General features: G+C 39.7%; 23 protein-coding genes and 1 other annotated feature. Of the genes, 11 read left to right on the top strand and 12 right to left on the bottom strand.

Translation table 11 applies throughout. The annotated features are described in order from the left end of the window. Positions 1 to 4: 4 nt before the first annotated feature. Positions 5 to 583 carry a TetR/AcrR family transcriptional regulator gene (locus tag RBQ60_RS05595; protein ID WP_307885593.1) on the bottom strand — a complete coding sequence of 193 codons (579 nt, stop codon included), beginning with the start codon at positions 581 to 583 and terminating at the stop codon, positions 5 to 7. Positions 584 to 837: 254 nt separating this feature from the next. Continuing rightward, complete coding sequence (locus tag RBQ60_RS05590) at positions 838 to 3,597, bottom strand: transporter substrate-binding domain-containing protein (RefSeq protein WP_307885591.1); 2,760 nt, start codon at positions 3,595 to 3,597, stop codon at positions 838 to 840. Positions 3,598 to 4,099: 502 nt separating this feature from the next. On the opposite strand from RBQ60_RS05590, the gene RBQ60_RS05585 reads away from it, so the two are divergent. Both RBQ60_RS05585 and RBQ60_RS05580 read left to right on the top strand, forming a co-directional pair. After that, entirely contained in the window at positions 4,100 to 4,660 is a 561-nt protein-coding gene (locus RBQ60_RS05585; RefSeq protein ID WP_307885590.1) for an N-acetylmuramoyl-L-alanine amidase family protein, read from the top strand. A 169-nt stretch (positions 4,661 to 4,829) separates the two neighbouring features. Then, positions 4,830 to 5,852 carry a hypothetical protein gene (locus tag RBQ60_RS05580; protein WP_307885589.1) on the top strand — a complete coding sequence of 341 codons (1,023 nt, stop codon included), beginning with the start codon at positions 4,830 to 4,832 and terminating at the stop codon, positions 5,850 to 5,852. 178 nt (positions 5,853 to 6,030) lie between these two features. Here the strand turns inward: RBQ60_RS05580 and RBQ60_RS05575 are convergent, their stop codons facing one another. From RBQ60_RS05575 to ilvD, 4 genes are all read right to left on the bottom strand, one after another. After that, a complete protein-coding gene (locus RBQ60_RS05575; protein ID WP_307885588.1) occupies positions 6,031 to 7,293 on the bottom strand; it encodes a TRAP transporter large permease in 1,263 nt (420 codons plus the stop codon). After that, on the bottom strand, positions 7,290 to 7,784 hold the full coding sequence (locus tag RBQ60_RS05570) for a TRAP transporter small permease (protein ID WP_307885587.1): 495 nt from the start codon (positions 7,782 to 7,784) through the stop codon (positions 7,290 to 7,292). Before RBQ60_RS05570 ends, RBQ60_RS05575 begins: the two co-directional genes overlap by 4 nt. 31 nt (positions 7,785 to 7,815) lie before the next feature. Next, on the bottom strand, positions 7,816 to 8,835 hold the full coding sequence (locus tag RBQ60_RS05565; protein ID WP_307885586.1) for a TRAP transporter substrate-binding protein: 1,020 nt from the start codon (positions 8,833 to 8,835) through the stop codon (positions 7,816 to 7,818). Positions 8,836 to 8,980: 145 nt separating this feature from the next. Continuing rightward, positions 8,981 to 10,642 carry a dihydroxy-acid dehydratase gene (gene ilvD / locus RBQ60_RS05560; RefSeq protein ID WP_307885585.1) on the bottom strand — a complete coding sequence of 554 codons (1,662 nt, stop codon included), beginning with the start codon at positions 10,640 to 10,642 and terminating at the stop codon, positions 8,981 to 8,983. 322 nt (positions 10,643 to 10,964) lie between these two features. On the opposite strand from ilvD, the gene RBQ60_RS05555 reads away from it, so the two are divergent. From RBQ60_RS05555 to RBQ60_RS05520, 8 genes are all read left to right on the top strand, one after another. Next, complete coding sequence (locus RBQ60_RS05555) at positions 10,965 to 11,276, top strand: DUF3795 domain-containing protein (protein WP_307885584.1); 312 nt, start codon at positions 10,965 to 10,967, stop codon at positions 11,274 to 11,276. Positions 11,277 to 11,490: 214 nt separating this feature from the next. Then, the gene (locus RBQ60_RS05550) at positions 11,491 to 12,189 is read left to right on the top strand and encodes a FadR/GntR family transcriptional regulator (protein ID WP_307885583.1); all 699 of its coding nucleotides are present in this window, start codon (positions 11,491 to 11,493) and stop codon (positions 12,187 to 12,189) included. Positions 12,190 to 12,350: 161 nt separating this feature from the next. Next, positions 12,351 to 12,592 (top strand) — a binding site (T-box leader). A 170-nt stretch (positions 12,593 to 12,762) separates the two neighbouring features. Next, positions 12,763 to 14,427 (top strand): 2-isopropylmalate synthase, encoded by a 1,665-nt coding sequence (gene leuA, locus RBQ60_RS05545; protein ID WP_307885582.1) that lies wholly within the window; start codon positions 12,763 to 12,765, stop codon positions 14,425 to 14,427. Between the two features lie 271 nt (positions 14,428 to 14,698). After that, on the top strand, positions 14,699 to 15,970 hold the full coding sequence (gene leuC, locus RBQ60_RS05540) for a 3-isopropylmalate dehydratase large subunit (protein ID WP_307885581.1): 1,272 nt from the start codon (positions 14,699 to 14,701) through the stop codon (positions 15,968 to 15,970). Continuing rightward, the gene (gene leuD, locus RBQ60_RS05535) at positions 15,970 to 16,464 is read left to right on the top strand and encodes a 3-isopropylmalate dehydratase small subunit (protein WP_307885579.1); all 495 of its coding nucleotides are present in this window, start codon (positions 15,970 to 15,972) and stop codon (positions 16,462 to 16,464) included. The genes leuC and leuD overlap by 1 nt, the downstream gene beginning before the upstream one ends. Before the next feature lie 5 nt (positions 16,465 to 16,469). After that, a complete protein-coding gene (leuB, locus tag RBQ60_RS05530; RefSeq protein ID WP_307885578.1) occupies positions 16,470 to 17,543 on the top strand; it encodes a 3-isopropylmalate dehydrogenase in 1,074 nt (357 codons plus the stop codon). A gap of 226 nt (positions 17,544 to 17,769) precedes the next feature. Further along, entirely contained in the window at positions 17,770 to 18,267 is a 498-nt protein-coding gene (locus RBQ60_RS05525; protein ID WP_307885577.1) for a hypothetical protein, read from the top strand. A gap of 219 nt (positions 18,268 to 18,486) precedes the next feature. Beyond that, a complete protein-coding gene (locus RBQ60_RS05520) occupies positions 18,487 to 19,038 on the top strand; it encodes a hypothetical protein (RefSeq protein ID WP_307885576.1) in 552 nt (183 codons plus the stop codon). A gap of 92 nt (positions 19,039 to 19,130) precedes the next feature. Here RBQ60_RS05520 and RBQ60_RS05515 read toward each other — a convergent pair whose 3' ends face one another. The 5 genes from RBQ60_RS05515 to RBQ60_RS05495 all read right to left on the bottom strand — a co-directional run bounded on the left by RBQ60_RS05515 (position 19,131) and on the right by RBQ60_RS05495 (position 22,759). Continuing rightward, the gene (locus tag RBQ60_RS05515; protein ID WP_307885575.1) at positions 19,131 to 20,729 is read right to left on the bottom strand and encodes a potassium/proton antiporter; all 1,599 of its coding nucleotides are present in this window, start codon (positions 20,727 to 20,729) and stop codon (positions 19,131 to 19,133) included. 725 nt (positions 20,730 to 21,454) lie between these two features. Further along, the gene (locus RBQ60_RS05510) at positions 21,455 to 21,817 is read right to left on the bottom strand and encodes a hypothetical protein (RefSeq protein WP_307885574.1); all 363 of its coding nucleotides are present in this window, start codon (positions 21,815 to 21,817) and stop codon (positions 21,455 to 21,457) included. 5 nt (positions 21,818 to 21,822) lie between these two features. Further along, the gene (locus RBQ60_RS05505; protein ID WP_307885573.1) at positions 21,823 to 22,002 is read right to left on the bottom strand and encodes a hypothetical protein; all 180 of its coding nucleotides are present in this window, start codon (positions 22,000 to 22,002) and stop codon (positions 21,823 to 21,825) included. Between the two features lie 190 nt (positions 22,003 to 22,192). Beyond that, on the bottom strand, positions 22,193 to 22,360 hold the full coding sequence (locus RBQ60_RS05500) for a hypothetical protein (RefSeq protein WP_307885572.1): 168 nt from the start codon (positions 22,358 to 22,360) through the stop codon (positions 22,193 to 22,195). Between the two features lie 192 nt (positions 22,361 to 22,552). After that, positions 22,553 to 22,759 carry a hypothetical protein gene (locus RBQ60_RS05495; protein ID WP_307885571.1) on the bottom strand — a complete coding sequence of 69 codons (207 nt, stop codon included), beginning with the start codon at positions 22,757 to 22,759 and terminating at the stop codon, positions 22,553 to 22,555. Positions 22,760 to 22,943: 184 nt separating this feature from the next. Here RBQ60_RS05495 and RBQ60_RS05490 point away from each other — a divergent pair, with 184 nt between their 5' ends. Beyond that, on the top strand, positions 22,944 to 23,423 hold the full coding sequence (locus RBQ60_RS05490) for a helix-turn-helix domain-containing protein (RefSeq protein WP_307885570.1): 480 nt from the start codon (positions 22,944 to 22,946) through the stop codon (positions 23,421 to 23,423). Positions 23,424 to 24,160: 737 nt separating this feature from the next. Here the strand turns inward: RBQ60_RS05490 and RBQ60_RS05485 are convergent. After that, complete coding sequence (locus RBQ60_RS05485) at positions 24,161 to 25,993, bottom strand: methyl-accepting chemotaxis protein (protein ID WP_307885568.1); 1,833 nt, start codon at positions 25,991 to 25,993, stop codon at positions 24,161 to 24,163. Between the last annotated feature and the right edge of the window lie 469 nt (positions 25,994 to 26,462).

The raw sequence follows: 26,462 nt of genomic DNA, 5'->3' as shown, positions 1-26,462 counted from the left end.
TAATTTATGGTAATAAAATATTAAAAATAGGACGTATTAAAGTCATTGCAAAATCTGTCATCTCTTCCTTTGAAATGGGCATTCCCTCTAAAAGCCATTGCTTCACCATCCCCATGGCTCCGCAAGCGATAAATTGATGAATATATTCCTCTTTGTTGGGATCAAACTCCAACCCCATTGCTTCCTTTACTTGCATTCCCTTCCGTTTCATAATTTCAGTCAACTTTCTTGCGAAACGGTCACTTCTTGGATTCAGTAATAGACAACGGCATAACCTTTTGTTTTCCACGATATAGTTGCAGATTTGTCCTACTACAGGGTATTCCCAGTCGTTACCCTGTTTGATTTCAATCTGCTCGAGCATCTGGGAAAAGCTTGCCACCACTTCGTTTTCCAATTCATCCAAAAGCTCAAATACATTGTTATAATGCAAATAAAATGTCGCTCGGTTTAAATCAGCTCGGCTGGTTATGTCCTTTGCCGTAATTTCTCCAAAGGGCATTTCGTCCATCAACTCCATTAATGCTTCTCGCATCATGGACTTGCTTCTTTTAATTCTTCGATCCACCTTTTCCTCTCTCATGGTGTTCATCCTTTCCTTTAAACTTCCTTTCCCCTCAAGATCATCTCCTTTGTTTCCACGCTTTTCCTTTGAGGGTATTATAGCATTGCCAAAAAAGATAATCAACAATTTTCGTTTAATTGCAAATTAGTTTTTATTAAAATGATATTTCAAAAGCATAAATTTCCAAAGAAATGTTTCCTTACTTTTTCCAAAAATGCTCTTTTATAAACAAAAAATAGTCACTTTCATAGGAAGTGACTATTTTTATGATCTCATTTTCTATTTTCCATGGCTAAAACTAAAGTACTAAAAAGTTTTTTTGCATCTATGGGTTTTGAAAGGTGGGCATTCATGCCGACCTCAAGGCTTGTATGGATATCTTCATCAAAGGAATTGGCCGTCATGGCAATAATAAGTACACTTGTTGCATCTGCCCTTGGCAAAGAACGAATTAAAGATGTAGCTTCTAATCCTGTCATAAATGGCATCCGAATATCCATCAAAATTGCATCATAATGCCCTACAGGGGAATTTGCAAACAAATCTACGCCAGCCCGTCCATTTCCCCCATGATCTACCAGGCATCCTTTTTTTTCCAAAAAAGTTTTGGCAATGAGGGTATTTAAAAAGTTATCCTCACAGAGCAAAATTCTCTTTCCCACTAACTTATCCTCATCTATGGTTTCCTCATACCTCCCAGTGCTGATGCTTTCCCCTTGGGCAATATCCGTTTCAATCTCAACAATAAACTCTGTCCCCACTCCAATCTGGCTCTTGCATTGAATTGTGCCTCCCATTAGGTCTACCAATTGCTTTACAATAGATAGCCCCAAACCAGTACCCCCATACGCCCCAGAATCAAGAAAACGCTCTTGTTCAAAGGGTTCAAACATCCTTCCTTGAAAGGTCTGACTCATACCTACCCCATTATCCCGAATGACAAATTGTGCCTTTATCCTTTCAGGACGAATGGCAGCTACACCAATGATAAAATCCACTCTACCCCCTCTTGGTGTAAATTTAATTGCATTATTAATAAGGTTAATAAATATCTGTTGCAAACGAAGCTTATCAAACATGGCCGTCTCTTGAAAATCTGCATGAATTTGAGTCTGGAAAATAACCCCTTTCTTCGATGCACGTTCATGAATTACCGTTTCTATACCCTGAATAAACTCGTGATAGCTATATGGCTCCAAATTCAGCCTTATTTTATTGTTTTCGATTATGCTCATATCCAGTGTATCATTAATTAACCTTAATAAATACTGACTGGCCTCGTACACCTTTTCATGGTACTCCTTAGATTTTTCTAGCTCCTTACATTCCATGCCCAAAGAAGACATCCCGATCACAGCATTCATGGGTGTACGCATATCATGGCTCATGTGGGATAAAAAGTCGGATTTTGCTTTGTTTGCTGTTTGCAATAGTTCATTTTGCTTATCTTTCATTCTATAAAGGCAGACAATACTAAAGTACGCCCCCAAAATGATCAGCATACCAAACACAATACCGAAGAATTGGTCGGGGTTGGTATACATCATATCTAAAAAATTACTATCGTTCCGATGGTTGATATGCTTTCTAAGAATATTTCTCATCTCTTCTTGGGAAATGCTGGACAAACCTTTGGTTATAATAGAAAACAAAAGAGGATCTTTATCCATAGAAACACCTACGCTCAGTTGCTGCGAGAGCCCTTGCACCGTACGAAACTGCAACAGCCGATACTTAGGAATTGTCATATAATACTCCGCTTCATAGGAATTGGCGTATGTATAGTCCACCTCTCCCTTATTTACCGCTTCAATACAGTCCTCCATGGTATCATAATAAGAAATGGTATCATTCTCATCCACCATTTTTCCAACAGCTTCTGTAATATAATACCCTTTTGGCAAAGCAACATGATCCTTATCATCCACATCCACTTTGTATACAACCATATAATCAAAATGAATATATGGTTGCGTAATATAAACATTTTGGTGATTTGCCCATTGATAATTATATGTAATTGCTGGCAAAACATCGTATTCGCCACTGGAAATCAAAGCCTTTTTCTCCTCTTGATTATTGGAAGAGATAAACTCTAAGTTCATTCCCACCGAACTGGCGGCTTCCTTTATTACATCAATGGCAATCCCACGGGGAATTCCATCTGCATTCACCGTTTCAAAGGGTGCCCATGAAACATCATACAAAATCTGAACGGTAGGATGTTCCTTTAAATATAGCATTTCCTCTCTGGATAAAACGGCAGGTTGCCCATCGGTAAATTCGAAATGTTTCCTATATAAATTATCATCAAAAGTTGGGGATGCGGCCTTGATTCTCTCTAAGGCATGGTTAAGTTCATTCAAAACCTTCGTATTGCCCTTTGTCGTTGCATAGTAAACACTGTTTATATCAAACTTTGCAATAATTCGACTTTCTGGAGAATTCTGGTTGCTACTGATTAATGCGGCATCCACCTGATTTGTCTGCATTGCGGCTAATACTTCTTCAATGGAACTATATACAATCGTTCGAACCATAAAGCCGTTTTCCTCACAATATTTCTGAAAACCCGCATTCCTGGCTAAACCTTCTTGTATTCCCACAGTCATTCCATGAAACGACTCAAAGTCTTCATAGGCAAGGTTTTGATTTTCTTTGTCAGTAACCAAAAGTGACATACTGATTCCCGAAGGAAGGTTTGCGTATTCATAAACCTCCTGTCTCTGGGGTGTTTTTAACAAGAATCCCATAATATCAATTTCCCCGTTTTTCAGTAAGTCCAAACATTCGCTGAAAGTAGACGCAGTTATAAATTCATATTCCCAGCCTGTATATTGGGCAATGGCCTGCAAATAATCATAACTATAGCCAGAGAGACTTCCATCTTCTTCCACCTGTTGAAAATTGGGTGATTCAAAAAAACCCACTCGGATTTTCACCCGCTCATTCCCTAATACAGGGAGGGTAGAAACAAAAAGAATTATGAAAGACAAAAGAGTGGCTCTGAGTTTTCTTGCTTTGGTCTTCATCCTCACACCTCATTCTTAAGCATATTTCATTTTTATTAAATGCCAACAAAAACAAAGATTTCTTTTCCAAAAAGAAATTTGAAGCTCAATCTTAGGATTATTGTTCCTATGAATATTTTTAATCATTAAACAGGGCTTATACAAAATTTCCAAGCAAAAGATAATAAGAGTTTTCAAACTTCTAATCACTTTAAAGGTAGAATAAAGAACTTTCTCTTTTTATCTTCGCAAATTAACCCCAGTAGTAATCTCAAATATTATTTTTCAAAATAACATATTACCATATTATTCTTTCTTTCACCAAAAAGCAACAATATAAGCCCCTCTAGTCTAAAATTCTACAGCCGTTGCAACGTGTACACACTCATTCTTATCTCCTATGGACTCATATTTTTCTATGCATTTTTCTGGAGGATAGTTGTACTATTTTTGCATTTTATTCACTATCGTTCTTTTTTACAATATTATAACTATAAATAAACTAATTTAAGGTGGTGCTTCTATGGCAATTAAAATTTATATAGATCAAGGGCATAGCCGTGGTGGAGTAAACGGTGGTGCTGAAGGCTTTGGCCTTGTGGAACAAGATATTACCTTTCAGGTGGGTATGTATTTGGCTGATCTTTTGAACAACACCCCTGGATATGAGGCTAAGCTTTCTCGCCCTACCATTGATACAGTGCTGGGGTACAATAACTCTACCAGCCTTGCCGCTCGAGTTGCCGATGCAAACGCTTGGGGCGCAGATTACTTTATAAGCATTCATTGTAATGCTTCCGAAAACCCCACTTATAACGGCACTGAGGTATATATCTACAACGAACTTTCCAGATCCTTCCCCCTGGCCCAGTCCATACTCAATCAGATTGTTGCTGAGGTAGGCACAAGGGATAATGGTGTTCGGGTTAATTCCAGACTTTATGTTCTTAGACGAACAAACATGCCTTCCCTTTTAATTGAACTAGCTTATATCACAAACCCTCAAGATGCAGAAAAACTAAGAAACAATCAGTTTGAATTTGCACAAGCAATTTATGACGGAATACGCATTCATCTTGGCTAATACGCCTCCTTAAAATACGCCCCTGTAATAGCAATAATCACCGCCCCGTGGTTATTGCTTTTTGCTTTATTTTTAGGATATAAACGGATGTTGTTACCTCAACATTCCTAGGCATATCTTCCTGTGAAACAAGAATATACTAAAGTAAACGAAAGAAATGAGACTTCATATGAAACGAATGCCTTGGAAACAAAATAAAGTATCTCTTACCCATAAAAAAAAGGGGCTTTTCATACTCCTTTTGGGCCTCGCCATTTGTTTTTCTTATGTTTTATTGGTAATAAAAAAGCAGGAGACGGCAGTTATGGTTATGGGTGGTACGCTCAATGCCCAGTGCGTAGAGTGCGAAGATTCCTATGATGCCCAAAGAGATTTTGAAACCTTCTTTCGCCCCTCTAAACTACCTGTGCTAAACACAAGAATCCCTTCGGGAAGTTTCTTTGACCCTTATTTGGGCAAGAAAGCATCAAAAATCTCCTTACCGGATGTTATGGCGGATACTCCCGAGAATGTCATACTAAATTATTATAGTATTTTGCGAGATGCCTCCAATCCCGTTGAAGGAAAATTTGCAGGGTGTGGTACAATAGGGAATGCCCAAATCCCCTACCCCATTTCATACCAATTTCTGTCCTCCCAGTACCAAAAAAATTTGTCCTATAACGACTATTTGAAAACCTATGAAAATATTTTACATATTAATTTAATCAAATATCATCAAGTTCCCACAAAAATCCAAAATGAAGTGCGGTACTTTGTTGAACTTGAAACCATAGAGGGTACGGATAAAGAAACAGGGGTTTTTGCCTATTATTTCGGCTTTGTTGATTTGATGAAAGAGGGAAACCAATATAAAATTTCTGATATGCATTATCTGGGCGAAAATTTTTTATGCGCACCTTATCATGGGTGGCAATGGGATGCAGAAGGAAATGTAAACATTCGTTACGGCGATTGGTGTAAACTCATTAAAGGGGACATTAAAAAGACACAAAATGATTACATCATCCGCATTTTTTTTGACGGAACTGACGGATATCAGTATTGCATCGTTTTTTTTCAATTAACAAATGGTACAGACTTAGAAGTCGCCCAATACCGCAAAATTCCTGGGGGAAAATGGAAGCCTATCCATATGAACCTAGAGGATTGTTTGGAAAACAAAATAAATGCCTTCTCCATTATAACGTAAACCAAAGACCACTGTTAAAAACCTACTATTATGCAATGCAATACCTCAGCTGCATAGGCGGTTTTTAACAGAGTGTTTTTATTATCCCTACTAAACTTAATTCTAAATAAAAGAACCCAATATTGGCATCACCGATATCGGGTTCTTTTATTTATATTTATTAGGCAAAGATATAAATTTACATAATTACACCAGGTAAGAAAATAGGAACGTATACAATCAAGAAGAAAATGGCAATTAAGCCTACTAAGAACGGGATTACCGCCTTAGAAATTCTTTCAATGGGCATGCCCGTAATACTAGACGCCACAAAAAGGTTGATTGCAACGGGTGGTGTAATCATTCCGATGGCAATACCAACGGTAAAGAGAATGCCAAAGTGTATTAAGTTTACTTCCAGTGCCTTCATTAAAGGCAGAAATACAGGGGTTAAAATAATGACTGCCGAGGATGTTTCCATAAAAACCCCCGCAACCAAAATAATCACGGAAACCAAAAATAAAATTACAAACTTATTGCTAGAAACAGACAAAACCCCTGTGGCAATGGTTTCGGGAATCTTCCAGTTTGCCAATACCCAGCCAAAAACACCACTGCAAGCAATAATAATCATAATAATCGCCGAGGTTTTCACACTGCCCACCATAATTTTATGTAAAGATTTCCAAGTTAGGTCTTTGTATACAAAGGCAGATATAATGAGCGCATATACTACGGCGATAACCGCTGCCTCTGAAGGCGTAAAGTATCCTGAAAAAATCCCCCCCAAAATAATCAAAGGCATTAACAGCCCCCAAATGGATCTTTTTAACGTCTCCCAAACGTTTCTAAAGGAAAAAGGCGTTCCTTTGGGATAGTCAAACTTATAAGCTTGCCACAAGGAAATTGCAATCAGGGCTATTCCCATCAAAACACCTGGCAAGAAACCATTTTGGAACAGTTTTGTTACACTTTGCTCCGCTACTACAGCGTATAAAACCATGGGAACGGAAGGTGGGATAACAACGCCAATTGTCCCCGCTGAGGCAATTAAAGCCGCCGATGATTCCGGTTTATAACCTCTTTCCTCAAGCTCAGGAATTAAAGTTGCACCAACTGCCGCCGTTGTAGCCGCACCAGAACCAGAAATTGCAGCAAAGAACATCCCCGCCACAACAGAAACAATGGAAAGGCCACCTCGAATACCCCCAACCAAAGACTCCGCAAAGGCAACCAAACGCTTGCTAATTGCCCCACTTGCCAACAGGTCACCGGCAAAAATAAAAAATGGAATGGCAATCAGTGAAAAGGAATCCGATGCCGCAAACATTCTTTGAACAACCACCAACCTATCCACATCACCAGCAAACAAAACTGCCACTGCAGCTAGGCCTATGGAAAAGGCAACAGGAACACCAATCACTAAGCATAAAAAGAATACACCAAATAATACAAGGGTCATTGCTCGTCCGCCCCCTTCCCATAAATTACACTAAAAATGGCGTCTAAGGCATGGAATCCCATAATACCACAACCTAAGGGGATGGAAAGATACATGTATTTCATGGGGATATGTAAAGCAGCCGATTTTTGCGTTCCCATCAACCCCATGTAACGAATTCCATGGTAAATGGCAAGGGCAAAAAATACGCCACAAAAGATATGTACCAAGATCTTGGCAAACTTTCTTAACTTCTCTGGCAATAGGTTTTGTACAAACAAAACAGCAATATTGCTACCTGATTTGTAAACACAACCTGCCCCCAGCAAAGACGACCAAATCAAAAGGTATCGTGCCAACTCCTCACTCCATGATAGTGCGGTAAAAAACACACGGCAAATAATTTGTACAAAGGTGATCACTACCATTGCGGCCAGAAGGGCTACGCAAATCGTCATGGAAACTTTGTTAATGACATCGCTGAGCTTTCTAAAAAATGATATGACTGACATAAGTAGACCTCCTTAACCCAAGCAATAAGCATTATTCACTTATTGCGGCTTCAATCTGTGCAATTAAGTCTGCATACTGTTCGCCATATTTATCATATGTAGGCTGAACCGCAGCTTTAAAGGATTCGATATCCGGTTCACTTACGACTTCTACGCCATTTGCAGCAATTTCTTCCAACTGCGTCGCTTCGTTATCTGCAACCCACTGACGCTCATATTCTGCGGCTTCTTGGGCAGCTTCTTTGAACGCAACCTGTACTTCTTCAGGCAATGCATTGAATTTTTGCAGGCTCATTGTGATAATTGCAGACGCATATGCGTGGCGAGTCATGGTTAAATGCTTCTGGGATTCCCATAATTTGAAGGAATGGATTACATTTACAGGGTTTTCCTGACCATCAATGGTATGCTGCTGTAAAGCTGTTAACGCTTCAGACCAAGCCATAGGAACAGCGTTTACACCCAAAGATTCAAACGTAGAGATATAAACTTCATTTTCCATAACACGAACTTTTAAGCCCTTAACATCCTCGGCAGCTGTAATAGGCTTGCTGTTGTTTGTTAAGTTTCTGAAACCTCTTTCCGCATAAGCCAAGCCTTTTAAGTTTGCACTTTCAAACTTGTCTAATAATGTTTGACCTACTTCACCGTCTAATACTTTGTAAGCGGCTGCATTATCAGGGAACAAGAAAGGCATATCCAATACACCCATTTCAGGCACGAAGTTTACAAAAGGACCACTGGTGATAATACCCATATCCAGAGTACCCATCTGCATACTTTCTAACATGGTTCTTTCATCCCCTAAAGATCCATTGGGATATATTTCAATTACATAAGCCCCATCCGTTTTTTCAGCCACCAACTCTTTGAACTTCTCTGCTGCAATTTGGAAGCTATCTTGTTCGTTTACAGTGGTTCCTAACTTGATTACAGTGGGTTCCCCTGACGCCGCATCGGTACTTGCAGGTTGGCTATCACCGCCGCCACAAGCGGTCAAAGCTACAACAAGTGCGGTTGTCATGGCAACCATAGACAAAAAACGTTTCATACTACTACCCCTTCCTAGATATGTATTTATTTTCCCTATAACCCTTCCAACCTCATCCCTTCACGAAGAATAAACTTCTAAAGAAGCGGTAAAGAGAGCAGGAGGGAAGGGTTTGTAACCTTGTGAACTGAAAACCTTTTGTTCCTTATTTGAACACAGCACCTGTATTTGCACTGGTTACCAAGTCTCTGTATCTTCTTAGGTAGCCTTGTGGTACCTCTTTTAACATTGGTTTAAAGTTAGCCATTCTTTTTTCGATTTCAGCGGCATCCAACTTTAATTCCAGCTTGTTGTTAGGAATATCAATGCTGATGATATCGCCATCTTGGATAATGCCGATTACACCCCCAGCGGCTGCCTCTGGAGAAATATGTCCAATGGAAGCACCCTTGGATGCACCAGAAAATCTACCGTCGGTAATCAGAGCAACACTGTTGTCTAAGCCTTTGCCTGCCAAAGAAGCTGTAGGTGCCAACATTTCTCTCATTCCAGGGCCACCCTTAGGGCCTTCGTAGCGGATTACCACAACATCGCCTGCTACAACTTTGTCGTTCAAAATTGCTTCGATGGACTCTTCCTCGCTATTAAATACCTTTGCAGGGCCTTCATGTACCAACATTTCAGGCAGAACGGCACCCTTTTTGACAACTGCACCATCGGGGCCGATATTCCCCCATAAAATCGCCAAACCACCATCTGGGGAGTAGGCCGTTTCTTTAGAACGAATCACGTTTGTATCTAAAACCCTTGCATTTGTGATGTTTTCTCCCACAGTTTTCCCCGTACAGGTAATCAAACTTGTATCGAACAGACCGTAATCTGCCAACTCCTTTAATACAGCACTGATGCCACCTGCATCGTTTAAGTCAACCAAGCAATCAGACCCCGCTGGGCTTAACTTAACAAGGTGGGGAGTCTCCTTGCTGATTTTGTTGATGTCTTCAAAATCTATCGCAATATCTGCTGCATGAGCGATGGCAGGCAAATGAAGAATCGTATTTGTAGAACAGCCCAGAGCCATATCTGCATGAAGGGCGTTTCTCAAGGATTTTTCAGTCACAATATCCCTAGGACAGATATTCTTATCCAAAAGCTCCATTATTTTCATACCTGCTTCTTTCGCCAGACGAATACGAGCCGCACTGATTGCAGGGATTGTACCATTTCCGGGTAAACCTAAACCAATGACTTCTGTCATACAATTCATGGAGTTTGCGGTAAACATACCTGCACAAGAGCCACAACCAGGGCAAGCATTGTCTTCCACATCTTTCAGGTGTTCTTCTGTTACGCCTTCTTTACCAAGAGCACCAACCACCTCAAAGGCATTGGAGAGAGTGATTTTTTTACCATCCATGGTTTTACCAGGCATCATCGGTCCACCGCTTACAAAAATACTATGAATATTCAGCCTTAAGGACGCCATAATCATACCGGGTACAATTTTGTCGCAGTTGGGGATAAACACCAAAGCATCAAAAGGATGGGCCATTGCCATAATTTCTATGGAGTCGGCAATATGCTCCCTGCTGATTAAGGAATATCTCATTCCCGTATGTCCCATGGCAATACCATCACAAACGCCGATTGTAGGGAAAACAAAGGGTGTCCCACCTGCCATGCGAATCCCTGCTTGTACCGCCTCTGCAATTTTATCTAGATGGGAGTGCCCTGGAATAATATCATTTTTAGCACAAACCACGCCAATCATAGGTCTTCTAATTTCTTCATCTGTCAGCCCAAGGGCTTTAAATAAAGATCTATGGGGTATCTTGGTTGGTCCCGTTTTCATTGCGTCACTTCTCATAATGCATCCTCCTCTATGTATAAAAATACTTGATTTTCCTAAGCAAGTCATGGTCTACCACAAAAGCGGTCAGACATCTTTCATTCTTTAAAGAAAATTATATGCTTTTTTCACTACTTGTCAATGAAAAAATTCCCTATTCTTCAATTTCGTGCAAAGATACATAGACATTACAGGAAAAACGGTGTTATAATTGGTCATACAACTTTATTATGTAGGAGCTCGATAATATACAGATTAAAAAGAGTAAAATTGAAATGACATAATGTATTTGTTATAATCTTCTAATAAACTTTCTTATGCAAAGGAGCAATGAAAAAATATGGGTGAGCTCATTAGTTGTTGTGGTGTTATCTGTTCTCTGTGCCAATATTTCCCCAAAGACTGCCGTGGCTGTTCTGCAATCCAGGGTAAAGCTTTTTGGCTTGCCTTTACAGGCGAAAAAGTGTGCAATATCTATCAGTGCTGTGTAAAAGAGAAAGGATTTCACAATTGTGGCCAATGTAAAGACCTACCCTGCAACTTTTTTGCTCAAGCCTATGATCCTACAAAAACAAAAAAGGAGAATGAGGAGATTCTAGCACAGCAGCTAGCAGTACTAACTCATCTCAATAAAGACTTTGATAGACGATAGTGAATTTGTTGTATATGGCTACCTTTTGTTTTACGAAAGAACGCCCCCATTGCCTACTCAAAAAGTATTTGGGCAATAGAAAAAAGATAGTCATAGTTGAAGGGTCTTTACAAATTCAATGGGACCTTCCCTACATCAGCTAAAGAATTGCATGTATTGTAATTTGTATTTAATTTTAATATGCCTGATCCACACGAAACAAGGAGGAGATTTATTGAAGAGTAATGAGTTTATTCCTGTCTCTCAAATGGTTGCAAACGAACTGAGCGACATGATTTTCTTACAGAAGCTATATAAGCCCAACGAAAAATTGCCTAACGAGCACGACCTTTCCGCCCAGTTAGGAGTAAGCCGCGCAACCTTACGAGAGGCAATCAAGCTTTTGGCGGCAAAAGGTGTTTTGACGATCAAACGTGGCAGCGGTACCTTTGTTACCGCCCCCGAAAATCAAACCACCGATGTTTTTGGTTTGACTTATCTAGAAGATAAAATGAAGCTGGTGAATAGTTGGTTTGAATTCCGATTAATTCTAGAACCGTCTTGCATCCGTCTTGCCATCCAAAACGGTACTCCAGAGGAGTTGCAAGCCATTATCGATTCTGCCAACCGCATGAACGCCTTGGAAAAAGGTGCAAAGGAAGAAGTTATCAAGGAAGATCAAATTTTTCATATTGCCATTGCCACCGCCACCCATAATGATATTATTCAGCTGATTATGCCCTCCCTTGCCACAGCAGTCAGGGATTCCATCATTACCGCAACCCAGATTGGTACCGATGTAAAATCCATCGACAACGCCATGACCTATCACGGAAAAATGGCGGAATTTATTGAAATGGGAGATGCCGATGGGGCAGCTATGGCAATGCGATATCATCTTACCAAAGGTATTAAAGACTTAAATAATTCCTAAAACGGGTTTTAAAAACGAAAATAAAACTCTGTCCAGAGACGACTCTCTCGGCGGAGTTTTTGATTGAAGAAGTATGCTACCATATCAAATATTTAATTTTTTTGAAAATGTATTGACAAAAAAACATATTTCTGCTAAAGTACACATTAAATTGTATTGAAATAAATGCAACGAAAAGGAATAGTACGCTTTTTGATACTTCCAGAGAGCTGCCGCTTGGTGCGAGGCAGTGGTAGAAAACAGCAGAACTCGCCTTGGAGCAGGACACTGAAAAGACTTCGGTCGGTAGGTGATCCCGGAATTTCCGCCGTTACCCGGGAGAGGATATGTTTGTATCCGATAGTGCGCCTATACATAGGCGAATAAGAGTGGTACCGTGGAAGTAAAACCTTTCACCTCTTTGCAAATAATTGCAATTAGGTGAGAGGTTTTTTTATTTTTTAAAACTTCCCTTTGCCGTATCAATCTTAAGACACTGCTTTCCTAGGGGGGATTGGGCGGAGCAAAATTTCTTTTTCTTGTTGCAGATTTCAAATACTGGAAAAGAAGAGATGATTTAAGGAGGAAGTAAAAATGGAGAAATACAAGAAGTACAGAGCTTATGAAACAGTAAAAATTGAAGATAGAACATGGCCAAACAACCGTCTGACCAAGGCACCTCACTGGTGCAGCGTTGACCTTCGGGACGGCAATCAAGCATTGGAAACACCCATGGGCATGGAACAAAAACTTGAATTTTTCGACTTTCTTGTAAAAATAGGGTTCAAGGAAATCGAAATTGGGTTCCCCGCCGCTTCCGAGACGGAATATGAGTTTACAAGAACCCTGATTGAGAATCGTTTGATTCCCGACGACGTTACGGTGCAGGTTTTGACCCAGTCCCGTGGGCATATTATCCAAAAAACTTTTGAGGCGTTAAAGGGTGCGAAGAATGCCATCGTGCATCTGTATAACTCCACCTCTACCCTGCAAAGAGACGTTGTTTTCGGAAATTCTCAAAAAGAAACCATAGACTTGGCAGTTTACGGTGCAAGCCTTATTCGTGAAATGGCAGAGAGCTACCCAGAAACAAACTTCCGTTTCGAGTATTCCCCTGAAAGCTTTACGGGAACAGAGATGGATTTTGCCGCTGAAATCTGCAACGCAGTCATCGAAGTTTGGCAGCCCACGGCAGATAAAAAGGCAATCATAAACCTGCCCGCAACGGTGGAAATGAGTATGCCAAACCTGTACGCTGACCAGATTGAATATATGTGCCGTCATTTGAAAAACAGAGAAAACATTTTGGTGAGCGTTCATGCCCATAACGACAGAGGGACTGCTGTGGCCGCAACGGAGTTGGGAATGCTTGCAGGGGCTGACCGTGTGGAGGGAACATTATTTGGAAACGGTGAACGCACGGGTAATGCGGATATTATGACTGTTGCCCTGAACCTTTTCACCCAAGGCATTGATCCTTTGCTGGACTTTACAAAAATTGACGAGGCCGTTGAAATTTATGAGAGCTCTACACAAATGAGCGTTCATCCTCGCCATCCTTATGCAGGGCAGCTGGTATACACTGCCTTCTCTGGGAGCCATCAGGATGCTATCCGCAAGGGCATGGATGGGATGAAACAACACCCTGACCATTGGGAAGTACCCTATCTGCCTATCGACCCTATGGATGTGGGGAGAAATTACGATCCCATTATTCGGATCAATAGCCAGTCGGGCAAAGGCGGCGTGACCTTTATTTTGGAGCAATATTACTCCCTGCACATACCAAAGGCATTCCAGAAGGACATTGGCGCAGTTGTGACCCGAGTCTCCGACGAGCTGCAGTGTGAGCTAAGCCCTGAAAAAATTTTCGAGATTTTTAGTCAGGAATATGTTGATATCCGCAGCCCTTTTAAACTGATTCAATACCGTACAGAGACCATTGACCCTGAGCGTGATGTGATTGCCATTGAAGCGGAAATTGAGTACAACGACGAAAGGCATTTTATTCAAGGGGAAGGCAACGGCGTTGTTTCTGCTTTCTGCCATGCTGTGAACGACTTCATCCATATGCCCATTGATATTGTAAACTATCGGGGGCATTCCATGGAGCTTGGCACAAACTCCAGAGCTATTTCTTATATCGAGACAAAGGATGCTGACGGAAAGCGGTATTATGGTGCAGGTACCTCTTCCAGCGTAGGCAAGTCATCCCTTCGGGCGGTGGTAAGCACCATAAACAAAATGCTGACTGTGTAAGAGCAAGACCTTAGGGACTCCGTCCCTAACACCCTACAAGCCTTTGAAAAGGCTTGACCTAAACTTTATTTTTGCCCAAGGTATGCCTTGGGTAAAGGGTAAGAAATAAGAAAACAAAAGAAGGAAACTCCCTTCCCCTTTTCCAAACCCGCGCAATTCACGGTTTAAAATAAAAGTTTTTGCCTCGCTTTTTACAAAAAGCGGTAGGTTTAGGGGAACGCCCAAGGTCTTAACTGAGTTTTTTCGACAATTTGAAAGGATGAATTTTTATATGGGAATGACAATGACACAAAAAATATTGGCAAAGCACGCAGGCTTGGACTCTGTGGTGCCAGGCCAGCTAATTCAAGCAAAGTTAGACATTGTAATGGGCAATGATATCACCACCGCCGTTGCCCTGAAAGAGTTCGCCAAAACAGGCGCAACCCAAGTTTTCGACACAGAAAAGGTAGTGATTGTTTTGGATCACTTCACACCAAATAAAGACATTAAAGCAGCAGAGCAGTGCAAAAGCTGCCGTACCTTCGCCTACGATATGAACATTAAAAACTTCTTCGACGTTGGCAAGGCTGGTATTGAGCACGCCCTTCTCCCCGAGCAAGGCATCGTCGTGCCCGCTGAAGTAATCATCGGCGCTGACAGCCATACCTGTACCTACGGCGCACTTGGCGCATTCTCCACAGGCATCGGCTCTACGGATATGGCAATTGGCATGGCTACGGGGGAATGTTGGTTTAAAGTACCCTCGGCGATTAAGTTTAATATCATCGGTAAAAAACCACCTCATGTTAGCGGTAAAGACGTTATTTTACATATCATTGGAATGATTGGTGTTGATGGCGCTTTATACCGCTCCATGGAATTTGTGGGTGAAGGCATCAAGGAATTAACTATGGACGATCGCTTTACCATCGCCAATATGGCAATCGAAGCAGGGGCGAAAAATGGTATTTTCCCTATAGACGAAGTTTGTATCGCCTATGCAAAGGAACATTCCAAGAAGCCTTTTGATATTTTTGAAGCTGATGCGGACGCAGAGTATGATGAAGAAATCACCATCGACCTTTCTGCCCTCCAGCCAACCATTTCCTTCCCCCACCTGCCCGATAACACACGCACCATAGACCAAGTTGGAGACGTGAAAATCCATCAGGTGGTAATCGGTTCCTGTACCAACGGGAGAATAGACGATATGCAAATCGCCGCAGATATTCTTCGTGGTAAAAAGGTTGCGGATCATGTGCGTACCATTGTCATCCCTGCCACCCAAGAAATTTATCTGGAATGTATTCGCCGTGGATATGTAACAGATTTTATAGAAGCTGGCGCAATCTTCTCCATGCCTACCTGTGGCCCTTGCTTAGGCGGACATATGGGTATTTTGGCATCGGGTGAACGTTGCGTATCCACAACAAACAGAAACTTTGTCGGTCGTATGGGTCATGTGGAAAGCGAAGTTTATCTAGCAAGCCCCGCAGTTGCTGCGGCATCGGCAATTGCAGGTAATATTGCGGATCCCAGAAAGATTGGAGGTAGTAAATAATGAATGCAAAGGGAAAAGTTTTAAAATATGGTGATAACGTGGATACCGACGTGATTATCCCCGCAAGATACTTAAATGTATCCAATGGCGATGAATTGGCGAAGTATTGCATGATTGATATTGACCCCGATTTTACTAGCAAAGCAAAAAAAGGTGATATTATTGTGGCTCTGAAAAACTTCGGATGTGGCTCCTCCAGAGAGCACGCCCCCTTGGCAATCAAATGTGCAGGCATCAGTTGCGTCATTGCAACCACCTTTGCCCGTATTTTTTATCGTAATGCCATAAACATTGGCTTACCTATTTTGGAATGCGACGAGGCTGCCAACGACATCGAAAACGGCAATGAAGTAAGCATCGATTTTGATAGCGGCATCATCACCAACCATACAAAAAATCGTACTTATCAAGCCCAGCCCTTCCCTCCTTTTATTAAGGATATTATGGCAGCAGGCGGTTTAGTTGAGCAGACAAAAGAAAAGATAAAGGGGTAAGGATTATGGGAAATTATAGAATTGCGGTCATTCAAGGGGATGGTATCGGCCCCGAAGTTACGCAGGAAGCCGTCAATGTGTTAAAAGCCGTTGGAGAAAGGTTTCAACATAACTTTACGATGGAATATGCCCTTGCTGGTGGTTGTGCCATTGATGCTTGCGGCGAATGCTTGCCTGCAGAAACCCTGACCATTTGCAAAGAAGCAGACAGCGTGATCTTGGGTGCTGTTGGTGGCCCAAAATGGGATAATGTGCCCAATGCACAGCGTCCCGAAAAGGCTCTTTTGGGCTTGCGAGCAGAATTGGAGCTATTTTCCAACCTACGCCCTGCAAAAATTTATGATGCCTTGGCGGACGCCTGCCCGTTGAAAGCAGATATCGTAGAAGGTGGCTTGGATATTCTCATTGTACGGGAATTAACAGGTGGAATTTACTTTGGCGAGCGTGGCTATCGTGAAGGAAAGTACGGCATTGAAGCGTACGACATAGAGGCTTACAGTGAAATGGAAATTAAGCGAATTTTAAAAAATGCCTTTGAGGTTGCCATGCAAAGGAACAAAAAAGTTTGCTGTGTCGACAAAGCAAATGTTTTGGAAACCTCTCGTCTTTGGCGAAAGGTTGCTGAAGAAATGAAAAATGACTATCCTGAGGTTGACCTTTCCTTTATGTATGTGGATAATGCTGCAATGCAGTTGGTACGCAATCCAAAGCAGTTCGATGTTATGGTTACTTCCAATATATTTGGTGATATTTTATCCGACGAGGCAAGCATGATTACAGGCTCCATCGGTCTGCTCCCTTCTGCAAGCCTAGGAGAAGGCACTTTTGGTATGTATGAGCCTATTCATGGTTCTGCCCCTGATATTGCTGGGCAAAATAAGGCAAACCCTATCGCCGCAATTTTGTCCGTGGCAATGATGTTAAAATACTCTTTCCACTTAGAAAAAGAGGCAGAAGCCATTGAAAATGCTGTAAAGACTGTTTTGGAAGAAGGCCTCCGCACCCCTGATATTTTCTCAGAGGGTACTAGCCTGTTGGGTACGAAGGAAATGGGTCAAGCGATTTTAGCCCATATTTGATTAATATAAGAAAATCTACTCGTTGGGTTGTTTTTGTTGCAACCTCATAAAAAACTAATACTTCCTAATATAATATACTTTGAACGGTATGGGAAAAAGGTGCGGCATCCATAAAAATGGTGTTACACCTTTTTTCCCATGCCACAGAATCAAGTAATTATTGGCATAGGTTCCATATTTTGTTATAATTCCTTTATGCAATTTATTTCGTTATTTTAGGAGGCCTATGATGCAACTAATATTTACTGGATTGCTTTTTATTTATGCTAATTTTTACTCCTCTTTTTTTAAAATGATTTTTGGATTTAACTTACTTCCTTATTTTGTGGGGTATATTATCATATATAAAGGCCTTTTTGAATTAATGGAGGAAAGCTCCCATTTTCAACAGATGCTACCCGTTGCACAGGTAATGACAGTAGTTATGGCAGCGGTTTACGCAATGAATGCATTGTCAATCAACTCCTCCGATACCATTCTTGTGATGATTACCTGGGGGGGGAACACTCTATATTACTTACCATGTGATTTGTGGAATTTTGGATATGGAGGATTCAAAAAACATAGATCTCTTTGGAGAAAAACTGTTTTTAAGGTGGAAAGTATGGGCTGTTTTTACCTCTTTACCTGTCATATTTTTAACCTCGCCCGAAATATCCTTGTTTTGTCTTATGGCAACCGCAATCGCCAACCTTGCCTTTGTATCCGCCTTACATCGCTCTAAAATCCTGTATTATGCCTCACCCCAAGACCCTACCCATGAAACAAATGAATGGAATACACATAAGTAAGGGTGTCACGGCTATTCTGCCATGGCGCCCTCATTAATTTGATTAAATTCTATGCTTTCCCTACCCTTATACTCCTGTGTTAATGAAAAGCGTTGCCTATATTTTCTAATTTTGCTATACTAACTGTACACTTTATTTTTAGGAGGGATAAGATGCAACAATTATTTACTGGAATGTTACTCATTTTTTTTGACTTTAACCTTACGGTTAATACTGCTTTAATCGGCTTAGTCCCTGACTTTGTGGGGTATATTTTCATATATAAAGGTCTTTTGGAATTGACAGAAGAAAGTCCTCACTTTAAACAAATTCTGGAACTTTCCAAATCAATGGTGGTGATTATGGCAGTGATTTATTTAATGAACTTATTTTCTATCACTGCCTCTTCCCAATTGTTGACCATCATTTTAGGTACCATCACAACGGCGATAACCTTATATACTATCTACCATATAGTCCGTGGTGTTTTGGATATAGAAATTTCTAAAAACATAGACCTCTTTGGAGAAAAGCTGTTTTCAACGTGGAAAGCATGGGCTATTCTTAGTGCTTTAGCCACCTTACTAATGTTTGTGACAGTGATATCCACAATTTTACTCTTGGTAGGCATCGTTATGGCAATCATCTTTTTGGTCACCTTTTATAAATCCAAAAATCAATTTTATGCCTTACGAGAAACCTATACAAGCGACACAAATTTATAACAGAATCTACATAAATCAGCTAGGACGTCACGACTTAAATGTCATGATGCCCTAGCTGATTCGCAGTACAAACTAATTTAGTTTCTTCTCGTCTATTGTTTTATTTCAGTAAAAACAAGGGTATCATTTTCTTGCAATACCGTATTTCCTTTTGGTATCACTACACCTTCCCCTCGTCTGATTAGAACAATTCGTTCATCACCCATAAGCACATCGGCAATTTTTTTATCATGCCAACGGGTTTCCTTTTTTATCTTCATTTCATGTAAAGAAATCCCTTCAATCTTTTTCGGTGACTTCCCACTCAGAATCAAAATATCATTTGCTTGAATCTCTGTTTCCCCATTGGGTATGATATTTTCATCTCCCCTGACAATCAAAAGCAAAAAGGAATCAGGTGGTAATAAAATATCCCGAATTTTTTCATTTACCCATGGATATTCAGGAGGGATGGATAGTTGAAGAAACTGTACCGGCAACTCATCCATATAATCGTTAAACGTGCTCATAACGTCTATATCATCATCTATCATTTTCAACTTTTTGGCAACGAAGGGAATCAATGTTCCTTGGACTAAAATAGAGAAAAGTACAATAAAGAATACAATATGAAAAATATCGCTATTCATGGTTATCGGGTTAATAATCGCAATGATTGCAAATACAATTGAGGCAGCACCTCTCAGCCCAGCCCATGAAACCATTAGTTTTTGTCCCATCGTGCTTCTAAACGGAGTAAGAATAGAAAAAACAACCACAGGCCTTGCCACGAAAGCTAAAAATAAGGAAATTGCTAAAGCCGTTAGAGCTACCGATGGTAATTGGGATGGAAATGAAAGTAATCCCAAAAGGAAAAAAAGCAATATCTGCATCAGTCCCGTTAAACCATCGAAAAAATGCACCAGTTCTGCCTTGTCGCTAATTTTACTATTTCCCAGAATGATGCCTGTAATATAGGCACTCAAATATCCATTACCATGTAAAAGTGTTGGCACAGCATAAGAAATAAGGGCAATTGCTAAAATAAAAATTGAATAAAAACCCGAGGAATTCAGCTTAAATTTTTTTAACAACTGCACTGTAAAGATCGCAAGACCAAAACCAAATACACCGCCATATACAAGCTGACAAAAGATTAAGTATACGAACTCACCAAAAGAACTACTCCCATTCATCAACGAGAGGACGATAATCGTTAGCATATATGAAAAAGGGTCATTACTACCACTTTCGATTTCAAGCAAAGATGCTGTATTATAACGCAAGTTTAATCGCTTGGAACGTAGAATTGAAAACACAGAAGCAGCATCCGTGGAGCTTACAACAGCCCCTAATAAAAAGCTTTCTAGAATTGACATTCCCAAGATAAGATAACAAAAAATCCCTACAAGAACTGCTGTCATGACAGTTCCTAAAGATGAAAGAAGAATGGCTTTGATTGCAACTGGCTTTGCTTCCTCCCACTTTGTACCAAAGCCCCCGTAAAACATGATAAAAATTAAAGCTACAGTACAAAGTTGTTCCGCAAAGACATAATCATCAAAGCGAATTTTTACGATTCCATCAGAACCAAAAAACATACCCAGAAGAATAAATGCCAAAAGCATAGGCATACCAAGCTTGTTGGAAACTTTATAACTAACTACACACACAATAATTACAATCGCCACTAAAAGTAGATTTAAGCCCATTATTGCCTCCCTTCGAAATCTATCATATCACTTAAGAAATACACCCTAAATAAAGTATTAATTTAGTAAACACAGCTTTTTCATACACACTATGGTTCTTATTATAACAAATTTACTTATTTATGTAAAACGCAGATTAAAAAAAGTTCAGATTGAGCCTTAAGCGTTTCTTCCTTAATTTATTTCTCATTGTAAGCTCCCCTGTTAAGAAAATTCCTGCCGTTATCTGCTAAAATAAAAAAGAGCATCATCCTTAGATGATACCTATTATGGGATTTTTTTCTAAGTTTAAATTTATACCTTGCTTTTCTAAGTTTTTTACTTTAGACAAGTTTTATTCGTACGATGTAACTTTCTCACCTGTTGACTTTTCATAAAACCACCTACTCCATCAGGAGGTAAGGAGATATTTGAAATACATATGGGGAATATTTTTTTGTACAATAAAAAATTTGGCAAACCATAATTTGAGGTAAGCCTATTTCTATGGGGAATGATAGAAGAAGACTAACCCGATTAATTCTAAGTATGCCCCTTTGAGTTAATACTAATTTATTATTTTGATTGTTCGTCTAGCACTGAAATCATTTTTTTACCCATTGCATACAGGACCCAACCCTTGCGTGCAATGGGCCTTTTCTGTTCCAAAGAAATACATTAATTTTAACTTTCTATTTTAATTATATCTTACCTTTTTTGATCCAGTATATAAAAGAACCTTCTTCTTATCGCATAAAATTTATCGCATAAAATCCTGATCTGCTCGTTGGAACATCTAAATATTCAAAAGGTGTTCCTTCAATAACATTTTCTAAAATATATTCGTATAATTCTCCGTCCGCCTCTAAAGCAGACTGTTCAATCATTTTCATCTCCTCTGCCAGACGTGCTTTTTTAATTGCAACATTGGCTGTTTTATCGGAAAAAACACCTCCTCTCACTGTGCCAAATTGAGGCGATGACAACTCTGTTATAGAGGCCAGCTTTTTCTGCTTTTCCTTATACTGCCTACAAAAATACTTTAATTCCCGATAACGATTTTCAGAGATGTCATAGCCCAAAAGTTGTAAATCTCTCTCCTTTGCCAATGGCGTCACCTCTTAACTTTGTTTAACCTCTGACGCTTATATAACTCAACCTCATCATAAATAACCGTGCGTGCTTCTCGTAGTTTGTCCAATTTTTCCCTCTCCTGTTTATAACGAAAACAGCTGGCATGGCAAAGTGGATAGCGCTCTTGGCAGTGGTAACAACAAGTAATTTTATAACACATTCTAACCCCTCCCTATTGTAAAATACGCCCCGCCCCTTCATCATATTCCAAGGAAAACACTCAAAAACAACGACTGTCATTTTGTATGAAAATTCTCTTTAAAATTTTTTTATTTTTTTCTCATACTCCGTGCTTAAAATTTCAACAACCACCGAAGAATGAATTATAAAAAAAGACATCCCCTTTAATTTTATATGCAGCTTCTTTCTATACACTGATCGCAACCAATCCATTCATTTCCACGGAAATATTTAGTCTCATAATCCAACCCATTGCAATTGGGACAAGGCTCAACTTCCTGTTGGCAATCGCCACACCCATCACAATCCTTGTCCCTCAATCTACATTGATATGACATCTACAGCCACCCTCCCTACTCACTATATCAAAATCAATCTGAATCATTTGAGTAACTTTAGGCCAATTACTGCTGGCAGATATTTGCCCCCTTAACTCCCAACTGTTAAAATTTTTAGACTTTGCCCCCTCTCTCCCCCTTACTTTACGACAAATATTATCCAGAGAGACATTATTCGCACTTATGCGACATTCAAGCAAAAAAAATTCTAGCGGCTTCTTTCCCCTCGAGTTCCAAAACTATTACAATCTTTTTTGCTTCTTTTATAGAAAAACAACTTCCACAACTTCTTAGCTTTGCGTTGAAAATTTTTTGACTCATCCCCAACATTTCTGCTAATTTTTCTTCCGTAAAATCATGTTCAGAAATCTTTTTTCGTAACGCATTACCATCTACCATTGTCTCGCTCCCTTTCTGTCGCATATCATGCGACAATTTAATACTAACGAACAACTGTCGAAAAGTCAACCTTTTTTGTAAAAATTTGCAAGTTATCGCATTGAGCGCAACATTTTTTTTGCTATCTATTGCATATATGCGATTTTATGCTATACTAATCTTATAGTAGAAAGGAGGCTATAACATGGAAGTCGGACAAAGAATTAAAGAGTGTAGAGTTAAAAAGGGATTAACTGTGGATGAACTGGCGGATAAATTGAAAAAAAATCGTGCTACAATTTACCGCTATGAAAATGGAGATATTGAAAACTTACCCATTACTGTTCTGGAGCCTATTGCAAAAGCACTGGGAACCTCACCTGCTTTTTTAATGGGTTGGACGGAAAATTGCAAAGCTTTATCACAAACATCAGAAAAAAATAATATTATGGTGACTAAAGATTCAATTATTCCCACTGAACATGAGATTAGGGTTTTGATTGCATACCGAAATCAACCGGCAATGCAGCCAGCCGTTGATCGTATACTGGGCATTTCTTCAAAGGATTCTATTGGTGTAGAGGGAAACATATCAGTCAAAGGTTTACAAACAACTGCCGTTAACCACAATGCTGAGGACATTAAAAAAACCTTAGACGAAGCTGGCGAGGATGCTCGTTTCTAAGCACATAATAAACATTTTAAACAATGTGCCTTGAAGTAAAACCTATGAATAAAAAGTGCTTTCAATGAGATACAGTTTATATCAGCAGGTAAGAAAAACCATCCCCTAGTCAAGTTTAGCTTTTGGGATATAGTGGACCAAGAGCAAAAAAGGGGATGGTGGTTTTTTTTAAATTGAGCATGAGTATCATATCGTCTATAATGTTTATGTAAACAATTTAGGACGAGTACATTTACATTAACACATGAACTTAGTGGTAGCATAGTAGGAGATGTTGATAAAAATACTTTCGATCACAATAGTGAAATAGATTCTATAACCTACGTAAAAGAAACCCAAGTAAATGTTTTTGCAAAAGAAATATTAATGCTTGCCACCGTTCTTGCTCCATTAGATGCCCACACCCCCAGACTTTTGCAACATCAACATAAAGTCAGCGCAATCGTTCTGAAAGAATGATAAAACTTCATGAAAGGTTATATTTAATGTTCATCCCCTAGAACTGTCTGTTGTTCAGTGCAATTTTAGGTTATAATGGAAAAGCCATTCTCCCAGCCACAAAAAGTTAGTTCCTTTAAAAACTATTTTCTATGTTGAGCCTAACAAAAGCCCGATTGCTTTCTAAGATTTGATTTTCAAACCTTTGCAATCCGGGCTTTTGTTGTTAAAATTTATGTATCACTTTTAAAACACCTTGATTTTTGGTTTATTTCCCTAGGGACTTATTCCCATATAGCTTAATATTTGCCTCCATAGCTTTTGTAATCCATCGGCTCATAATCTTCGTCTGCAGATTCTGTGGCATGGAAGGTTACATCTTGGTGGTTCCCTTTTAACTTGAAATTACCAATTAATTCCTTCAACATGAGAGACTGCCCAGAGAGTTCTTCGCTTGCTGCTGCACTTTCCTCAGCAGTAGCAGAGTTTGTTTGAACCACGGCAGCAATCTGCTCTACCCCGATATTCACTTGGGAAATAGAAATTGCCTGTTCTTCACTGGCATCGGCAATATATTGAATAATCTGAGAGGACTTTTCTGAGCTTGCCACAACTTCATCCAAGGATTTTGCTGTTTCGTTCACTATGTTTACACCCTGCTCTACGGCGCTAACAGATTTTTCAATCAAAGCCGCTGTATTCTTTGCACTTTCTGCAGACTTCCCTGCCAAGTTACGTACTTCATCTGCAACAACAGCAAAGCCTTTTCCTGCCTCTCCTGCCCTTGCAGCTTCAACCGCTGCATTTAGAGCCAAGATATTTGTTTGGAAGGCAATATCTTCAATTGCCTTAATAATTTTACTAATTTCATTGGAAGTACTACTAATTTCCTCCATAGACTGAACCATGAGGTTCATCTGATCTTTAGAACGATTCATCGCATTAGAAGCTTCAAGGGTAATCAACTTCGCTTCTTCTGCATTTTTCGCTGTTCTCTCGCTATGGTCAGAAACTTCGTTTATGGATGCAGATAACTCTTGAATGGAACTTGCCTGTTCCGTTGCACCCTGGGAAAGGGCCTGCGCACCCGCAGCCACCTGCTCCGAACCACTTGCCACCTGCTCCGAGGCAATATTAATCTGGCTAAGGGTATCGTTTAACATATTTGCAGTATTTGTTAATGCCTCTTTAATTTTCTCAAAGTCTCCATCATAGGTGTTCTGGAAAGTAAGATTTAAGTTTCCACGTCCCATTTCATTTAACAAAGCTGAAACCTCATCAATGTATAGAATATAAGTTTTTAGCCTTTCTGTCAGCGTTCCCATAGATGCCGCCAGTTGTCCTATTTCATCATGGGAATCAACATCAATTTCTGTATCTAAGTGACCGTCTGCCAGCGCTCTGGTTGCTTTGTTTAATTTTCCAATAGGCCTTACAATACTAAGTACAATGTAAAGACCCAATGAACATGAAAGGCCAATGCAAACCAAAATAACTATGATAAGCCCAAACACTGATTTTTGAATATCAGCTTCAACAATGGTATTCTGCTCTGCAATATAGTTATCGATATAGTCAGTATAGTTTCCAGTACCCAGAATCCAGTCGAAAGGCTCAAAGTGTACAGAGTACCCTCTTTTAGGGGCAGCCTCCGTCTCCCCAGCTCTAGGGAAGGCAAAGTCAGTATAACCGCCACCTTGCATTGCCTGCTCCTTCAGTGCTTGGATAAAAGGGAACCCATTTGCATCCTTGCCATCCGCACGGTTCGTACCTTCTAAATCGTTACCCAATAAAACGACACAAGTGCCATCCGACTTATCTGCCCAGAAATAGCCATCTTCACCATATCTCATGTTTCTAAGTAAACTTGCTCCAACTATTTCTGCCTCTTCTTTTGTGTACTTCCCTGCCAAGTGATCATCATAAACCCTTTGTAGCACGGAAACGGCACTCTCTACTTGCTCTTTAATTTTCTGGTCAAAATCTGCCCTAATTTGCTCTTCCATGGTTTGCAGGGCAATTTTCTTCTGCTCTTCCATCCGAAAAATTGAGGTTCCTGCCACGCCAATTCCCGAGAGAACCACTATAAGCATTAAAACTGCCATTTTTGTTTTGATTTTTACTGATTTCACGTAAACCCTCCATTCACATACTAAAAAACACCACAAAAAGCTTAAACTTACATAAATACCCTCTTAAATCTACTAAATTTTAACAACAACCTACGTTGAAAATTATATCATCTATTTTCCAATTTGCAACATTTATTTTGTTCTTTTATGCAACAATATATATCTTTTTTGTAAGATTTTGTAATATTTGTATACATAAGCTTTAAATATATGGCTCAAATCAGTCTTATTTTAATCTATTTTCATAGAATGAAATTAAATTTTTCCGAAGTGAAGTTTTTGATTGAAGCGTTTTTAATATATAAATTTATAATTGGTTTTTCTAAATTCCTATGGTATAATTTAGAATACAAAAACGAAAATTTTTTATGGTTAAATCTAAATTTTATATTTTTTAACTTTGGATTCCCTTAATTTTAGTTATGGTGGTTTCAAACCCACATCTGAATTGAAAGATAAGCAAGAACTA

Origin of the sequence: Anaerotignum sp. MB30-C6, assembly GCF_030908465.1 — a bacterium.
Classification (GTDB): domain Bacteria; phylum Bacillota; class Clostridia; order Lachnospirales; family Anaerotignaceae; genus Chakrabartyella.
Note: the sequence above shows the minus strand (reverse complement) of the source record. Positions and strands in the feature narration are given on the sequence as shown.

Excerpts from the sequence above, each read along its gene's own strand:
- RBQ60_RS05500 (WP_307885572.1), bottom strand. The coding sequence starts at position 22,360 with ATGTCATATCAATGTAGATTGAGGGACAAGGATTGTGATGGGTGTGGC.
- RBQ60_RS05525 (WP_307885577.1), top strand. The coding sequence starts at position 17,770 with ATGATGCAACTAATATTTACTGGATTGCTTTTTATTTATGCTAATTTT.
- leuA (WP_307885582.1), top strand. The coding sequence starts at position 12,763 with ATGGAGAAATACAAGAAGTACAGAGCTTATGAAACAGTAAAAATTGAA.
- leuD (WP_307885579.1), top strand. The coding sequence starts at position 15,970 with ATGAATGCAAAGGGAAAAGTTTTAAAATATGGTGATAACGTGGATACC.
- RBQ60_RS05595 (WP_307885593.1), bottom strand. The coding sequence starts at position 583 with ATGAGAGAGGAAAAGGTGGATCGAAGAATTAAAAGAAGCAAGTCCATG.
- RBQ60_RS05575 (WP_307885588.1), bottom strand. The coding sequence starts at position 7,293 with ATGACCCTTGTATTATTTGGTGTATTCTTTTTATGCTTAGTGATTGGT.
- RBQ60_RS05590 (WP_307885591.1), bottom strand. The coding sequence starts at position 3,597 with ATGAAGACCAAAGCAAGAAAACTCAGAGCCACTCTTTTGTCTTTCATA.
- RBQ60_RS05585 (WP_307885590.1), top strand. The coding sequence starts at position 4,100 with ATGGCAATTAAAATTTATATAGATCAAGGGCATAGCCGTGGTGGAGTA.
- RBQ60_RS05515 (WP_307885575.1), bottom strand. The coding sequence starts at position 20,729 with ATGGGCTTAAATCTACTTTTAGTGGCGATTGTAATTATTGTGTGTGTA.
- leuC (WP_307885581.1), top strand. The coding sequence starts at position 14,699 with ATGGGAATGACAATGACACAAAAAATATTGGCAAAGCACGCAGGCTTG.
- RBQ60_RS05555 (WP_307885584.1), top strand. The coding sequence starts at position 10,965 with ATGGGTGAGCTCATTAGTTGTTGTGGTGTTATCTGTTCTCTGTGCCAA.
- ilvD (WP_307885585.1), bottom strand. The coding sequence starts at position 10,642 with ATGAGAAGTGACGCAATGAAAACGGGACCAACCAAGATACCCCATAGA.
- RBQ60_RS05505 (WP_307885573.1), bottom strand. The coding sequence starts at position 22,002 with ATGTGTTATAAAATTACTTGTTGTTACCACTGCCAAGAGCGCTATCCA.
- RBQ60_RS05490 (WP_307885570.1), top strand. The coding sequence starts at position 22,944 with ATGGAAGTCGGACAAAGAATTAAAGAGTGTAGAGTTAAAAAGGGATTA.
- RBQ60_RS05520 (WP_307885576.1), top strand. The coding sequence starts at position 18,487 with ATGCAACAATTATTTACTGGAATGTTACTCATTTTTTTTGACTTTAAC.
- RBQ60_RS05495 (WP_307885571.1), bottom strand. The coding sequence starts at position 22,759 with ATGGTAGATGGTAATGCGTTACGAAAAAAGATTTCTGAACATGATTTT.
- leuB (WP_307885578.1), top strand. The coding sequence starts at position 16,470 with ATGGGAAATTATAGAATTGCGGTCATTCAAGGGGATGGTATCGGCCCC.
- RBQ60_RS05570 (WP_307885587.1), bottom strand. The coding sequence starts at position 7,784 with ATGTCAGTCATATCATTTTTTAGAAAGCTCAGCGATGTCATTAACAAA.
- RBQ60_RS05580 (WP_307885589.1), top strand. The coding sequence starts at position 4,830 with ATGAAACGAATGCCTTGGAAACAAAATAAAGTATCTCTTACCCATAAA.
- RBQ60_RS05565 (WP_307885586.1), bottom strand. The coding sequence starts at position 8,835 with ATGAAACGTTTTTTGTCTATGGTTGCCATGACAACCGCACTTGTTGTA.